This window comes from Microcoleus sp. MON1_C5, from assembly GCF_036701875.1.
Classification (GTDB): Bacteria; Cyanobacteriota; Cyanobacteriia; order Cyanobacteriales; family Microcoleaceae; genus Microcoleus.
In genome coordinates this window covers 152,193-167,524 of sequence record NZ_JAUBRN010000001.1, presented here as the reverse complement: position 1 = coordinate 167,524, position 15,332 = coordinate 152,193, and the positions used below count along the sequence as shown (strand labels likewise).

At 44.9% G+C, this 15,332-nt stretch carries 11 protein-coding genes; 8 read left to right on the top strand and 3 right to left on the bottom strand.

The features are described 5' to 3' along the window. Positions 1 to 437 precede the first annotated feature (437 nt). Both QUA71_RS00695 and QUA71_RS00690 read left to right on the top strand, forming a co-directional pair. Positions 438 to 4,385, top strand: coding sequence for a GAF domain-containing protein (locus QUA71_RS00695; RefSeq protein WP_333280978.1), 3,948 nt, complete (start codon positions 438 to 440; stop codon positions 4,383 to 4,385). Between the two features lie 195 nt (positions 4,386 to 4,580). Next, positions 4,581 to 5,882 (top strand): cytochrome P450, encoded by a 1,302-nt coding sequence (locus QUA71_RS00690; RefSeq protein ID WP_333280975.1) that lies wholly within the window; start codon positions 4,581 to 4,583, stop codon positions 5,880 to 5,882. A gap of 158 nt (positions 5,883 to 6,040) precedes the next feature. On the opposite strand, the gene QUA71_RS00685 is transcribed toward QUA71_RS00690, so the two are convergent. Further along, the gene (locus tag QUA71_RS00685; protein ID WP_333280972.1) at positions 6,041 to 6,646 is read right to left on the bottom strand and encodes a chorismate lyase; all 606 of its coding nucleotides are present in this window, start codon (positions 6,644 to 6,646) and stop codon (positions 6,041 to 6,043) included. Positions 6,647 to 6,824: 178 nt separating this feature from the next. Here QUA71_RS00685 and QUA71_RS00680 point away from each other — a divergent pair, with 178 nt between their 5' ends. Continuing rightward, on the top strand, positions 6,825 to 8,444 hold the full coding sequence (locus tag QUA71_RS00680; RefSeq protein ID WP_333280968.1) for an NAD(P)/FAD-dependent oxidoreductase: 1,620 nt from the start codon (positions 6,825 to 6,827) through the stop codon (positions 8,442 to 8,444). 69 nt (positions 8,445 to 8,513) lie between these two features. Here the strand turns inward: QUA71_RS00680 and QUA71_RS00675 are convergent, their stop codons facing one another. After that, positions 8,514 to 9,065, bottom strand: a complete 552-nt coding sequence (locus QUA71_RS00675; RefSeq protein ID WP_333280966.1) for an acireductone dioxygenase — start codon at positions 9,063 to 9,065, stop codon at positions 8,514 to 8,516. Between the two features lie 228 nt (positions 9,066 to 9,293). On the opposite strand from QUA71_RS00675, the gene QUA71_RS00670 reads away from it, so the two are divergent. From QUA71_RS00670 to QUA71_RS00650, 5 genes are all read left to right on the top strand, one after another. Next, entirely contained in the window at positions 9,294 to 10,259 is a 966-nt protein-coding gene (locus tag QUA71_RS00670; RefSeq protein ID WP_333280962.1) for a M48 family metallopeptidase, read from the top strand. Between the two features lie 225 nt (positions 10,260 to 10,484). Continuing rightward, positions 10,485 to 10,910, top strand: coding sequence for a DUF4359 domain-containing protein (locus tag QUA71_RS00665; RefSeq protein WP_333280959.1), 426 nt, complete (start codon positions 10,485 to 10,487; stop codon positions 10,908 to 10,910). Positions 10,911 to 11,137: 227 nt separating this feature from the next. Beyond that, entirely contained in the window at positions 11,138 to 11,704 is a 567-nt protein-coding gene (locus tag QUA71_RS00660) for a TerD family protein (protein WP_190738642.1), read from the top strand. A 33-nt stretch (positions 11,705 to 11,737) separates the two neighbouring features. Next, positions 11,738 to 11,956 carry a hypothetical protein gene (locus tag QUA71_RS00655; protein ID WP_333280956.1) on the top strand — a complete coding sequence of 73 codons (219 nt, stop codon included), beginning with the start codon at positions 11,738 to 11,740 and terminating at the stop codon, positions 11,954 to 11,956. Between the two features lie 157 nt (positions 11,957 to 12,113). Then, entirely contained in the window at positions 12,114 to 14,087 is a 1,974-nt protein-coding gene (locus QUA71_RS00650) for a TerD family protein (protein WP_333280953.1), read from the top strand. 12 nt (positions 14,088 to 14,099) lie between these two features. On the opposite strand, the gene hpsP is transcribed toward QUA71_RS00650, so the two are convergent. Continuing rightward, positions 14,100 to 15,314, bottom strand: coding sequence for a hormogonium polysaccharide biosynthesis glycosyltransferase HpsP (gene hpsP / locus QUA71_RS00645; protein WP_333280950.1), 1,215 nt, complete (start codon positions 15,312 to 15,314; stop codon positions 14,100 to 14,102). Positions 15,315 to 15,332 lie beyond the last annotated feature (18 nt).

Here is a 15,332-nt window from a genome sequence, read left to right as displayed (position 1 = left end):
GGGCGCTCCGCGCAGTATTTTCCTAAATCAAACCCAGTTATTTCTACACGAAAAAAGTTGGGTATAACACGCTAGTCTAACGCGGTAAGCAGCTTTAGGCGCAGCCTACATAATTAGGTACTGCACCTAGGAGTGCGAGTTTCTGCGCCCAGGACTAGCTAAATTAGGCCAAATGTCCAATGCCTAACAGCAATATCTAAGGCAGTATTATAGATAAACTCTCTCTCTGAGTCGGAAAAATTATAAAATGTGCACCCCAGCTAAAAAGAGATTGCTCGCTACTGCCGTAAATACACTTAGTTATCGGGTGGTTTTGCGTAATTTTACGTATATTCTTAAATGCTAGAGCTTGCCAAGAAGGAAATTTTTACAATATTTCAACCTCTTTATTGTAATTTTTAAATCAGGAAAAGTCCAAGTTAATATCGAGTCAAAAAATGAAACACTCACTTCAACTCGAAGCCTCAAAAAACGCTAAAGTGTTTAACTTACTGCCAGGGTTTTTAATAAAAATCCGAGAAGCCTTCACTAGAATACAAAAGGTAGAAAGCAGAAAGCAGGATGAAAAAACCAGATTAGCGACGATCGCCCCTGGCAGTGTCTTCTCAATTTTGATAATTGTACTGCTTGTCTTAAACGGGTTGCTCGTAGCTGGCAGCGGTGATAATTTCTACGATAGCCAACTCGCCCTGGGATTTTTGGGAGTAGCAAATATTGTCTTTTTGGGGGTATCGGCGCGCTCAAACGCCTCTTGGGTCCTAGCGCGCAACGATCGCCCATCCACCGAACCCAACGGAAGCGATCGGTTTTTTAGCCTGTCGCTAGATATGCTGTGCGTCCTTAGTTTTGACGGTTATGTAACACTCATCAACCCAGCAGCAGAAAAAATGCTCGGCTATGCACCAAGAGAAATGATTGGCGAACTATTCCTTGAATTCGTGCATCCAGACGATCGCGAAGCTACTTTAAAAGAAGCTGAAAGTATTGCTGCGGGGAATAATACCGTTGGGTTTGAAAACCGCTGGCGCTGTCGCAACGGTTCTTACAAGTGGATAGCCTGGACTGCTACCCGTTTCTGCGAGGAAGAATTGATCTATGGTGTCGGCCGCGACATTACCGCTCAAAAACAAGCAGAAGCAGCGCTGCAAGAGAGTCAGCGTTTTGTTGAGCGAATTGCCAATACCAGTCCAAATCTTCTCTATGTTTACGACGAAACCGAGCAGCGAAATGTCTACAGCAACCGCGAAATCGCTGACACCCTCGGCTATACCCCCGAAGAAGTTAAAAAAATGGGTAGCAGTCTGTTACCTACCATTATCCACCCTGAGGATTTAGCTAAATTTCCCGAATATTGGCAGCAATTAGAAAATGCTCCCGACGGCGAAGTTATTGAGTACGAATATCGGGTACGCGATCGACAGAATTGTTGGCACTGGTTAGTCAGCCGGAATATAGTATTTAGCAGAACCAAGGAGGGAAAAATTCAGCAGCGTCTCGGTGCTGCTACGGACATTACAGAGCGCAAAAGAGCAGAACAAGCTTTAGCAGAACAATTGAAACTTTCTCTATTCACAGCAGATGTGGGAATTGCTCTGACTCAAAACCAGACTTTGCTTGCAACTTTGCAATATTGCGCCGATGCAGTTATGCGCCATTTGGATGCTGCCTTTGCTCGGATTTGGACGCTGAATGAAGAGGAGAATGTATTGGAACTGGAAGCAAGCGCGGGGATATATACTGGCATTGACGGCGCTTACACCCGCATTCCTGTCGGCGAGTTCAAGATTGGTTTAATCGCCTTGGAGCGAAAACCTCACATCACTAATTCTGTGCAAGAAGATCCCCGACTCCACGACAAAGAATGGGCCTCACGAGAAGGAATGGTGGCTTTTGCTGGATACCCGCTAATTGTTGACAATCAGTTGCTGGGAGTAATAGCGATGTTTGCTCGCCAGGAGTTGAAGGAATCAACGCTGGTTGCTTTGGCCTCGGTAGCAGATGCGATCGCCCTGGGAATTAAGCGCAAACAAACAGAAGAAGCTCTCGCCATACAAAAGCAAACTTTGAGGGCAATTATTGACAACGCTCCGATTTGGGTGTGGCTGACTGACACTAAAGGCAAGATGCTGTTGGTTAACAAAACTTTTTGCGAATCAGTGAACGTTCCTGAAGAAAGATTTTTGGCAGCTTCTCACACTTCAGAAATTTTGGGAGCGGAAGCATTTGCTAACTGTATGGCATCTGACGTGCAAGTTTGGAGTCAAGATACTCCTTTTTATGCTGATGAAGTTATGCAGTTTGCTGACGGTAACAATCACCATTTAGAGGTGATTAAAGCTAAGGTAAAAGATGCCAACGGCAGCGCCATCGGCTTAATTGGCTTGGGTTTGGACGTTACAAAACAAAAAGAATCTCAAATACAGTTGCAACAGTCGGAAGCGAGATTCCGTAAATTAGCGGAGCAGGAAGCGCTGGTAAACCAGCTAGCTAGCAATATCCGGGAATCTCTGGACTTAGATACTATTTTAGCAACAACCGTGCAGCAAATTCGCGATTTGCTGCAACTCGATCGCTGTCTGTTTTTTTGGTATTTGCCCCACGAGTCATCACCAGTTTGGGATGTGATCTCCGAGGCAAAAAATACCGATTTACACTCGCTCTTGGGTTTATATTCTGTCAATCCAACTGCTTCTCTCGCTGAGCAGATTGGGAATTTAGAAATAATTCGTATCGACGATGTTGATGCATTAACCGATGCAGCAGAACGGGAATTTTTAAGGTATGTAGGCCTCAATTCTCTGCTGGACATTCCCGTTCAAACACAGTCGGGTAAAATTGGCGCAATCCTCTGCGGTGCTTGCAGCGGGGTGCGGCTGTGGAGAGACGAAGAAGTAGAATTATTAATGGCAGTAGGAACTCAATTGGCGATCGCAATTAATCAAGCCGAACTTTACGAAAAATCTCGCCTCGCCGCCGCCGAATCAAAAGCAACAGCAATGCAGCAAAAATTGCTCAACCAGCTAGGCAGTCAAATCCGCGCTTCTCTCGATTTAGATACTATCTTGGCGACAACTGTGCAGCAGATTCGCCACTTGCTGCAACTCGATCGCTGTCTGTTTATGTGGTATACGTCCGATGCCGAGACGGCTGCTTGGGATGTCGTCCACGAAGCTAAAAATGATGACTTGCTACCGCTTTTGGGTTATTACCCTGCTGAGGTAACGGGGACGCTGGCGCAAAAAATCGCTAATTTGGAAATCTATCAAATAGATGATGTTGCAGCTTTCAGCGATCCAGTAGAAAGGGAATTCTTTTTGCAGGTGGGTTACAAATCTGTCTTGAATTTGCCGGTTAAGAGTGCAGGGGGTTTAACTGGAGTTGTTGGCTGCACTTCTTGCCACGAGGTGCACAGGTGGACAAAAGACGAAGTGGACTTGCTATCGGCAATTTGCGATCAATTGTCGATCGCCATCAGTCAATCCGAACTCTACACTCAAAGCGTCGATTCAGCTCGGATAGCACAAGAACAAGCTGCCAAACTCGAAGTAACTCTGTGCGAACTCCAGCAAGCTCAAACTCAACTCGTGCAGGCAGAAAAAATGTCGAGTCTCGGTCAGATGGTAGCAGGAATTGCCCACGAAATCAATAACCCGGTCAGCTTTATTTTCGGCAATCTTACCTACACAGAAGAATACACCACAAACCTAATGAAACTGCTGCAAATGTATCGAAATGAATACCCAGAACCTTCTCCAGCTCTTCAGGAGGAAATAGAGGTGTTAGAAATGGATTTCTTGCTAGAGGACTTGCCGAAAATGCTGTCTTCTATGCAGATGGGAGCTACTCGCATCCGGGATATCGTGAGGAGTTTGCGGAATTTCTCTCGCCTTGATGAATCTGACATGAAAAAGGTTAACATTCACGAAGGCATCGACAGCACATTGATGATTTTAGAACACCGTCTGAAAGTTCAGCCCGAGCGCCCAGCAATTCAAGTCGTTAAAGAATACGGACAATTGCCGCTGGTGGAGTGCTACGCCGGACTGTTGAATCAGGTGTTTATGAATATTATCGCTAACGCTATTGACGCTTTACAAGAACCGCTAGAAAATCCGGGAATTATCCGCATTCGTACAGAGGTAGAAGGTACTTTCGCTCTGATTAAAATTGCTGATAACGGTGCAGGTATCACCGATCAAGTCAAGCAGCGGATATTTGACCCGTTCTATACTACAAAACCGATCGGTTCGGGTACTGGGATGGGTTTAGCGATTTCCCACTCAATTATAGTCGAAAAACATAAAGGTGAAATCAATTGTATTTCCGCTCTAGCGGAAGGAACTGAATTTACGATTAAGATTCCGCTTAAAAGCACAATATTTTAAAATATGTTTGTAGGAAAAATCACTAAGGTGAGTTAGTGGGAAAAACTAGATTTTTTTGTACTAACCTTAAGACTGGCGCATCCTACAGAATACACACAGATAATAGTTATTTTACCCAAAAGTTGTAGGGTACATATTGCGTACCCTACAACTAAAATTGATATGATATTAAAAATCTAAAATCTAAAATCTAAAATGGCATTACCTCCCGGCAGTTTCGGTTTACCCCTAATTGGCGATAGTATCAACTTTTTGCAAGATTCCCAATTCGCCAAAAAACGCCACCAGCAGTACGGAAATATTTTCAAAACCAGCATCTTCGGACAACCTACTGTGTTTGTGTGTGGCCAAGAGGCGAATTTGTTTGTTTTAAGCAATGAAAACCGATATTTTGTTGTGAGTTGGCCTCCCAGCACGAAAGCGCTTTTAGGACCGCTTTCCTTGGCGCTGCAAACGGGTGCTAACCACCAAAATCGGCGCAAGTTGCTGTACCAAGCGTTTCAGCCACGAGCTCTGGCTGGGTATATCGGCGGGATGGAAGATATCACTCAGCGCTATTTGGAAAAATGGGCTAAAATGGAAACCATGACTTGGTATCCAGAACTGAGAAATTATACTTTTGATGTTGCGGGTAAGTTGTTAGTAGGGGTTGATAATGGTTCGCACACGGCGCTAGGACATTATTTTAAAACCTTCAGTGATGGTTTATTTTCTATTCCTTTTGATGTGCCGTGGAGTCAGTTTGGTAAAGCTAAAAAGGGCAGAAAGTTACTGTTAGCCGAACTTGAAAAGATTATTCGCGATCGCCAACAAGGAACCCCAAGTGGCAATGATGCTTTGAGTTTGCTGATTTCGGCTCGCGATGACGAGGGAAATAGTTTGAGTTTGGAGGAGTTAAAAGATCAAGTGCTGCTGCTGTTGTTTGCGGGGCACGAAACTCTAACTTCGGCGATCGCCTCTTTTTGCCTTCTGCTAGCTCAAAATCCCGATGTGATGGCAAAAGTGCGGGCCGAACAGCAGCAGTTCCCCGCTACGGAACCGCTAACCTTGGAACAGCTCAAACAAATGACTTATTTAGAACAGGTGCTCCGAGAAGTGCTGCGGTTGGTTCCGCCAGTGGGAGGCGGTTTTCGGCAGGTAATTAATGCTTGCGAGTTCGGCGGCTACGAAATTCCCAAGGGTTGGAGCGTGCTTTATGAAATCAATCAGACGCATCAAGATACCGCTGTTTATCCCGAGCCCGATCGCTTCGATCCCGATCGATTTAACTCCGAGCGATCGGCAAAACCGTTCAGTTACGTGCCATTTGGTGGAGGTTTGCGAGAATGTTTGGGCAAAGAATTTGCCCGATTAGAGATGAAGTTGTTTGCGGCAAAGATTGTTCGGGAATTTGAATGGGAGCTTTTACCGGATCAAGATTTGAATTTAATCACAGTACCGACTCCGCATCCGCGCGACGGTTTGCGAGTAAAATTTCGTCGAACAACAATGAAATAAGTAGAAGCTTCAGTTCTACACCCTCCTGATTTTCCTCTTCTTCTTGAGAACAGGCTTTCCGGCCTGTTCCACAAGAGATGAATTTTATTGTGGGGAGTAGGGGTTGGGCTTCTAGCCCGCCCTGAAAGCCTGATTGATAATGGTGCAAGATCTCAGTCTCAATCCACATCCAATTGCATCGGCCCCAAATACTTAGTTAAATAAGGAGAAAAAACCTCATAAATCAGAGTCAATGGCTTACCATGATGCCAAAACAAATAGTGTCGCCCCCAAAAAGGGCCCGACTCTTCAAACGCTGATTCCAAAGCAGCCGAATCACCGCAATAAATCCCTTGCACATCCCGATACAATTCTGTCCGCAGTCTCGCTAAACTGGCCCAAATTGGCAAAGATTTATTTTGTAAATATTCATCTACGTGGCTCGCTTCCCACCAAGAAGTTGCATAGGCTAAGCGCTGTCCCGAAGCAGTCCGCAGCCACACTTGGCGGCGCAGCCGCGGCCCCGGAACCGCGACAATTTGCTGGGGCGCGCCGTCTGCGTCTTCACCCACTAAAGACATATCGATCACATCTACTTCAGTGGGTTCCCCTGTCAGCAGTTGCAGGTGACGGGTGGGGGAACCGTCGCCCAAGAGCAGTATTTGCCACGCCGGTGCGAGCTTGGTGTGGGGCAAACCCTTTTGTACTGCGTCTTCTGCTCCTTCCCACAGGGGGTTGAGAGCGTGCCAGGTTCGGCTGTTTTTAGGTGTGAATGTTGCAGTCAAGGGTCTTTACAAAACTTAATTTTTTGTTTATTATAACGCTTCTTCAATTATCCACTCAAAAATTAAAAATTGATCGACCGAGGACGATCGCCCATAGGATGTCCGGTTAAATAGTTATAATACTTCTGTTCGGGATTTTTATTCTTCCTTCTTCCTTCTTCCTTCTTCCTTCCACTATATGTTACGAATAACCGAAATAAAACTCCCCCTCGATCATCCTGAAGATGCGATCGCTAGCGCCATTCTCAAAAAGCTGCAAATTCCCCCCGAAGAATTACTCAGCTATTCCATCTTCAAGCGCAGCTACGATGCTCGTAAAAAAGCAGAAATCCTCCTTGTCTATATTGTGGATGTAGAGACGACACAGGAAAAGCAACTTCTCCAACGCTTCAAAAAAGATCCTCATGTGATGGTGACGCCAGACACGAATTATCGCTATGTAGCCAAAGCCCCCAGCAATTTGACGATTCGCCCCATTGTGATTGGTACAGGGCCGTGCGGTATGTTTGCGGGTCTGATGCTGGCACAAATGGGGTTTCGCCCCATCCTTTTAGAACGCGGAAAAGCAGTGCGCGATCGCACGGTTGATACCTTTGGATTTTGGAAGAAAAAAGCAGAATTCAACCCAGAATCTAACGCTCAGTTTGGCGAAGGTGGTGCGGGTACTTTTTCCGATGGCAAGCTCTACAGCCAAGTTAAAGATCCTCAGCATTATGGGCGGAAGGTGCTGACGGAACTTGTGAATGCAGGAGCTTCACCGGAAATTTTATATATTAATAAACCGCATATTGGCACGTTCAAACTGGTGGGAATTGTCCAAAGTCTACGCGCCCAAATTGAATCATTAGGCGGAGAAATTCGGTTTCAAAGTCGTGTAGAAGATATCCACATCGAAAATGGAAAAGTGCAGGGACTTACCCTCGCCAGCGGAGAATATATTGCTAGTAATTATATAGTTCTGGCGGTGGGACACAGCGCCCGCGATACTTTTGAAATGTTGTTTTCGCGCGGGGTTTACATCGAACCTAAACCTTTTTCCATTGGTTTTCGGGTGGAACATCCCCAAACTATCATCGATCGCTGTCGTTTTGGCGATCGGGCCGGCCATAAGCTTTTGGGCGCCGCCGATTACAAACTGGTTCACCATTGCCAAAACAATCGTTCTGTGTATAGTTTCTGTATGTGTCCCGGTGGTTTGGTAGTGGCGGCTGCGTCAGAACCGGGGCGACTTGTCACTAATGGGATGAGTCAATATTCTCGCAATGAACGCAATGCTAACAGCGGGATTGTGGTGGGTATCACGCCGGAAGATTATCCGGGTCATCCCTTAGCCGGAATAGAGTTTCAGCGTCGCTTAGAAGAACGGGCATTTGAGTTAGGCGGTCGCACTTACAACGCCCCTGGGCAGCTTGTGGGGGATTTTTTGGCGAATCGCCCTTCCAGGGCGCTAGGCAGTGTGCAGCCGTCTTATACGCCGGGAGTTGTGATGACTGATTTGAGCGAAAGTTTGCCAGATTATGCGATCGCAGCTATCCGCGAAGCACTTCCGGCTTTTGACAAACAGATTAAAGGATTTGCGATGGATGATGCGGTTTTGACTGGTGTGGAAACGCGCACTTCTTCACCGATTCGGATTAAACGCAAGGAAGATTATCAGAGTTTGAATACAGAAGGTCTTTATCCTGCTGGGGAAGGTGCAGGATATGCGGGTGGAATCCTGTCGGCGGGGATTGATGGGATTAAGGTGGCGGAGGCGGTTGCTTTGAGCATATTGCAATCTTCAAACCACAAAATTTGAGGCTGGATTTGAGGATTTTTAGATGATTTGAAGATTGCCGTCAACCGTCAACTCTCAACTGTCAACTGTTCAAACAGCAGCTAAACGCGATCGAATTTCCGTATCGGTATACTCAGGCGTCCAGCCTTCTTTGGTGGTAAAATAGCGCACCGCTTTAATTTTCCGGGCTGCTGTCAAATAAAACCAGTGTTCTGTATTCGCCGGCACGTTGATAAATTCTTCCGGCTGCACTGTGAGTTCGACTTGGCTGCCGTCGGGCCGCACGAAGCCGAAAATGCCCTCACCTGCTACGATATAGCGGACTTCATCATCGGCGTGGATGTGGCACTTGCTGAATTTGGACAGCATGGTGTCGAGGTTGGGAATGTCTGGGTGCAGTACAATTAAGTCGCGATCCTGATAGCCTGCACTTTCCGACAACTGGTGAAAGTAGCCGTCGAGGGCTTGCAGCACTTGCTCTTTTTGATTGTCGTCAAGAGCATCTTTAGCTAACAAATTTTGAATTTCAGCGCTGTCACCCACTGGCCAGCGGTTGAGTTGAATGTTTAAGGAAGCGAGTTCTCGGGTAATGTCGCTTTGTTGAGTGTAGGTTGTACCGTTTTCGAGTCGCAGGATAGCCATTTTTGCACGTTCCAATTTTTGGGTGAGGCGATACACAGGCACTGTGAAAGATGTTTGTCGATCGCGCCTGTACCAGAATCACAATTTTAACGCTAATTTGAACAGGCAAGGTGCCTGTTCCACAACAGTTCAATATTTGTCGCGATAACATTGATAAGTCAGGCGCCAGCTAGCACCAGCAGCGAGCGGCAACACTGAAATATTTTAGATGTAATTTTTGCAACAACCATGCCTACTTATACTGGAATTTCTAGCGAAGCTTTTCAACATCCCCTCGATCGCCAAGCCGAGGCAGCGTTACGCAGCGTGCCTGGATTTGACTTAATTGCCAGCAAATTTGTAGAATTTGTCTACGAACGACCGCAATTCGTTTACCTAATGGGAAATAGCATTCAAGTCGGCCCGCGCCAATATGCCAGCATTTATCATATATTTCGCGAGTGCGTGCAGGCTTTAGATGTTTTTCCAGAACCGGGTTTGTTTGTTTCTCAGAATCCCTCAGTTAACAGCTATGCCCTGGGAAAAAACCAGCCTTATGTAGTATTACACACGGGTCTTTTAGACTTGTTGGACGAGGCGGAACTGCGGGTAGTCTTGGCTCACGAGTTGGGACACATTAAATGCGGCCATCCAACTTTAAATCAAATGGCGATGTGGGCGATGAGCGTCGCATCGACAATTGGCGAGATGACTTTCGGTTTGGGAAATATGGTCGGCAGCGGTTTAATTTTCGCTTTTTACGAGTGGCGGCGCAAGGCAGAATTGTCGGCGGATCGGGCGGCTTTGTTGGTGACGGATGACTTGAACAGTGTGATGAAGACGATGATGCAACTTGCGGGAGTTAGCAGTAAATATGCTGACCAATGCAGTTTGCAAGAATTTATCCGCCAGTCTGACAACTATCAAGAGCTCGATCGAGACAATCTCAACCAAGTGTATAAATTTTTACTTTACAACGGCGGCCAAGGCGTGATGCTGAGTCACCCTTTCCCGGTGGAAAGGCTGCGGTATTTGCGAGACTGGGCAAGTTCCGAGGAATACCGCCAAATTAAGCGAGGGAACTACAAGCGGGCTGTAGCTGAGGGTGCGGTTGATGTGAAGTCGCAAGCGCCTAACAGTGAGACGGAGGCTTTGCGCCGTCAGATTGAAGAGTTGCAGCGGGAGATCGATCGGCAAAAATCAAAGCGAAACTAAGTTTAAATTCCTCGTCCCCAGGCTGTGCCGGGGAACCAGCTAAATGTTTTGTTGAAGATTTACCGGATTTGAGGGAGGGGGAAACGTAAAAGGAAGGTAAACCAGTGAGAGACTTACTCGCAACTGGCCTCCAATCTAAAAACTGTCCCCTCCTTTCGGAAATCTGTTTCTGAGGAGGTGTAGTTTAAATCAAGAGAAGCTTATAAATCAACGGGGCTAAAAAAAATGAATATTGATAACGCAATGAATACTAACAAGCCAACTTCTAATTTTTTCGGCAATGTGGGAAAAGTCACGATGGCTCTGACTCTTCTGGCGGCGGGCATGGCATTTACAAATCCTGGGAGAGACAAATACCTAACTTATGCTTCCGGCGTACTCCAAACCGAGCTGGAAAGCACTGTGTGCAAGGATTCTCGCGTTCCGAAAGCTTTGAGCGGCATTACAGATAGTTTAATCGGCAGTTGCAAAAATTTGCTGACTTCGCAGCGGAACACAATCGAAAGCTTGCTCGACAATACAACGCAGCGTCAAAACTTAGGTGTGGTTAGTATTTACACCACTGAATTAGGCAAAAAAAGCTATCAAACGGTTGGAGCTTTTGGTAATTTTGTTACCCTGCCACCGAGTTCTGAAAATGCTCCAAATTAGACTCAAATTAAGTTCAATTGTCGAAACCGGGTTTTGTAGAAAGCCCGGTTTTTGCTTACGTAATTCTCTCTCAGTAAATCTCAATAAATTCGGAGAGCGGTAGCACATATTTTTAATGAGGCCCGCTATTAGAGACAAAATATTAAGTTTTCTTAAAGAAGAAAAGTTATTGTCCCACTTAATATTAACATGAACGCTATAAAGTTTGATGTTTAACAAATAAGCAGATGGCAATGCAATTAAGTAAGGGTGAGAGATTTAATATCTCTAAAGAAGCGCCCGGTTTAAAAAAAATGGCGATCGCCCTCGGTTGGCAGGTGACAGGGGCAGGAGAAAGCTACGAGATTGATGTCTCTGCCTTTATGCTAGGTGCTGACGGCAAAATCCCTAACGATAAATATTTTATCTTTTACAATAATCTGCAATCCGGTGACAGTTCGGTACTGCAATTGATTCGGGATAAAAACAACCGAAGTCAAGAGAATAAAACGATTTACGGCGTTATCTTAAAAAGAGTTAATCCTGAAATTGAGGAAATAACTTTTGTTGTCACTATTGACGAAGCAGAAAAAATTAATGCAAATTTTAGCAATATAAAAAATGCTTTTATCAAGATTTACAATTTGGATACAGAAAAAGAACTTGTTCGTTATGAATTAAAAGAGAATTTTTCGCGAGAGACTGCTGTAGAATTTGGTCGCTTGTATAGAAAGAATGGAGAGTGGAGATTTCAAGCGGTAGGAGCAGGATATCAGGCAGGATTGCAGAGTTTTGTGGATAAGTATTGCAGCTAAAATAGTAATAATATTGCTCCAATTCCTCACGAGTTGGCAGCGGGAACTGCCGATGATTTGCAGTTTCCGGCTGGGGAGTTGGAGGTGGAGTCAGAACCGGAAGCGGAACAGTCTCGTCTGGAGCTTTTGGTAAATTTGTTACCTTGTTACCTAGTTCTGAAAATGCTCAAAAGTAGGGTCAAATTAAGTTTAATTGTAGAAACCGGTTTGGGAGAAAGCCAGGTTTTTAATTACGTAATTGTACTTAAGTAAATCTCAATAAATTTCAGATACAGGCAGCACATATTTTTAATCAAGCCCGCTATTAAAAGCAAAATATTAAGTTTTATTGAATAGCAAAAATTATCCGGGGACTTAATATTAACATGAACACTATAAAGTTTGATGTTTAACAAATAAGCAGATGGCAATGCAATTAAGTAAGGGTGAGAGATTTAATATCTCTAAAGAAGCGCCCGGTTTGAAAAAAATCGCGATCGCCCTCGGTTGGCAGGTGACAGAGGCAGGACAAAGCTACGAGATTGATGTCTCTGCTTTTATGCTAAGTGCTGACGGCAAACTACCTAACGATAAATATTTTATCTTTTACAATAATCTTCAATCCTGTGACGGTTCGGTACTGCAATCGATTCCTGACAAAAACAACCGAGGTCAAGAAAAGAAGACTATTTACGGCGTTATTTTAGAAAAAATTAATGCTGAAATTGAGGAAATAACTTTTGCGGTCACTATTCACGAAGCAGATAAAATCAAGGCAAGTTTTAGCAATATCAAAAAGAGTTTTATCAAAATTACCAATTTGGATACGGGAAGCGAACTGGTTCGCTATGAATTAAAAGAGAATTTTTCGCTAGAGACTGCTGTAGAGTTTGGTCGTTTGTATAAAAAGAATGGAGAGTGGAGATTTCAGGCAGTAGGAGAAGGATATCAAGCAGGATTGCAGAGTTTGGTTGACAAGTATGACAGCGGAAATACCAATAATATTTCTCCAATTACTCACGAGTTGGCAGCGGGAACAGCAGCAGATGATTTGCAGTTACCGGCTTGGGAGTTGGAGGTGGAGCCCGAACCGGAAGCGGAACAATCTCGTCAGACTCGAAGGGTACAGCCATCACGAATTAACAATCAAGTTAATAACTCGCGAAGCCGCAAAATACCCGCAGCTTTATTAGCAAGTTTAGGGGTTTTGATGTTGGGGGCAGGTGCAGGGATGAGCGCCTTTATGCGATCGGGAAATGAAACGCTTAAGCAAGCGCAAATACTGGCTGTTGAAACGCAGAATGCAGGGAAAGTGACCGATGTCAATTTGCTCAGAAGTTTCGATAAACGACTTAAAGAAACGATCGCCAATTTAGACAAAATTCCTAACTTCCCTGGCTTTGGGTATCAACAAGCTAGAGCTGATTTGCTGAAACTGCGCCCGAGCTTGGTTCCCGTAGCGCAAAATTTACAGGCCGCAGAAAGTCTAGAAAAAGCTCAACAATTGGCAATGGAAGCTGCTGTGGTTGTGCAAAAACCGCCTCATCCGATGGAAGTTTGGCATCAGTCGCAAAGTAAATGGCAACAGGCGATCGCACTTTTAGAAGCGATCGATTCACGTACACCTGTTTATAATCTAGCTCAAAATAAGTTATCTAATTACCGGGCCAATCGCGCTGTTATCAGTCAAAGAGTTGCGATCGCTCAAAAAGCTGCAAATTTCAGCAACCAAGGTTCTTTGAAAGTTCAAAAGGGAGATGTTCCGGGGGCGATCGCCAATTTTACTCAGGCTTTAGCGCTGAATCCGAACATACCTCAAGCTTACCTCGGATTGGGGATTGCTACTGGCCAACAAGGAAACAAGCAGCAGGCAATTTACAATTACGATCGAGCGCTGCAATTTAATCCTAACTTGGCAGAAGCTTATTTCGGTCGCGGTCAAGCATACTATGAATTGGGAAACAAACAAAAGGCGATCGGGGATTATGAACAAGCTATTCGCGTTAATCCTAATTATGGTTTGGCTTATTTGGAACGAGGTGCTATTCGCTGTATGTTGGGAACTAAATCGCAAGCAGTAGCAGACTTTCAACAAGCTGGAGAACTTTTCTCAAAGCAGGGAGACGGCAAGAATTACCAATTAGCCCAAAGCTTTATTAATGATTGTCAAGAACCGATTGCAGAGGCGGCAATCTGCGATTATCGAAGGAAGATAGACTCCTTCGGCCGACCTTGCGGTCGATCTCTTAATGTTCCGATTATAATTAGAAGAAAATCGGTCATTGATGCCTCAAACTCTGACTCTACTAATATTAAAAGCAATAGCAGCGTTGAAAAAATATCACCTGCAAATTCTGATAGCAGCGGCACAATAACTCGCAGCAGGCGAAGAAGCAGAAGGTAAACTGCTGTGGCATTAGTTAGTAGACGACAAAATCTGCTGGTAAGCATCGATGGTTTGCTGGGCGATCGCATCCCAGTTATAATGCTTTTTGGCATACTCTTTGCCGTTCAATCCCCGCCGTTGGCGTTCCTGTGGATTCAGAAGTGCAGATTTAATTGAATCGGCGATCGCCCCTACTTCCAAAGGCCCCACCCAACCAGCTTCTGCTTGCTGTATGTCTTCCGCAATATGTATGCGATCGGAAATGGCGACAGGTACACCCGCAGCCATCGCTTCTGCTACAGCAATGCCAAAGTTTTCGTAATAAGAAGGCAAGACAAATAAGTCGGCGTTTGTCAACAGTTCACTTTTTAAATCGCCGCTCACAAAGCCAGTTATTGTTGTATATTGTGCTAAGATCGAATTCTGAATTTGTACTTTAATTCTTGTTTCATAACCAGCATCTTGGGGATTTGAACCCGCTAAAATAAACTTAAAATTTATTCCCGATGCCAAAATACTTTCTAATGCTGTAATTAGCAAGTCAAGCCCTTTTTTAGGTTCAATTCGCGACATAAATAAGATGATTGGCACTTGAGATTCTCGCAATCTCTTAGGAAAAAAACCTGCTGTCACCCCCAATGGAATCACCAGATCCAGTGGCCCCGGCATCTTGCCTGGGAAGTCCAAATCCCGTGGCACAGGCATCTTGCCTGTGCAGTTCAAACCAAATCTTTCTGAGATTTTAGCCTCTTCTTTACTTGTGAAATGAATGGCGGCTGCACCTGCTAAATTAGGGCGTTCTAAAACTGCTGCATAAATCTGTTTTAAGCGCTTTTTTTTCTGCAAATCGGCGGGGTCAAGCATACCGCAGGGACGGATAATATACGGTAAGTGGCGATATCTAGCAATTGTGGCAGCAAAGGTAGTTACCGGTGAGAAAAGAGCGTGAATGTGGGCCAGGTCAAATTGTCGCGCATTTTCATTCAACCACTGCAATAACGAGAATGAAAATTTATATCTGCGCCAGGGATAACAGCGGAAATAAATAATCTGATAGCCGTTTTGTTGTATTGGTTGATTTAAGGGGACATCTAAGGGATGTTGACCGATATCTCCGTTAGAATCTGTGGTGATAATTGTGAGCTCAATACCTCGCGAAGCGAGGGCGTCCGAAAGTCCGAGTACCATTTGACTCGGCCCGCCGTAGACGAGGGAAATCGAGGGGATAATTTGGAGAATTCGCATGGGGGATAGTTCTTTCAA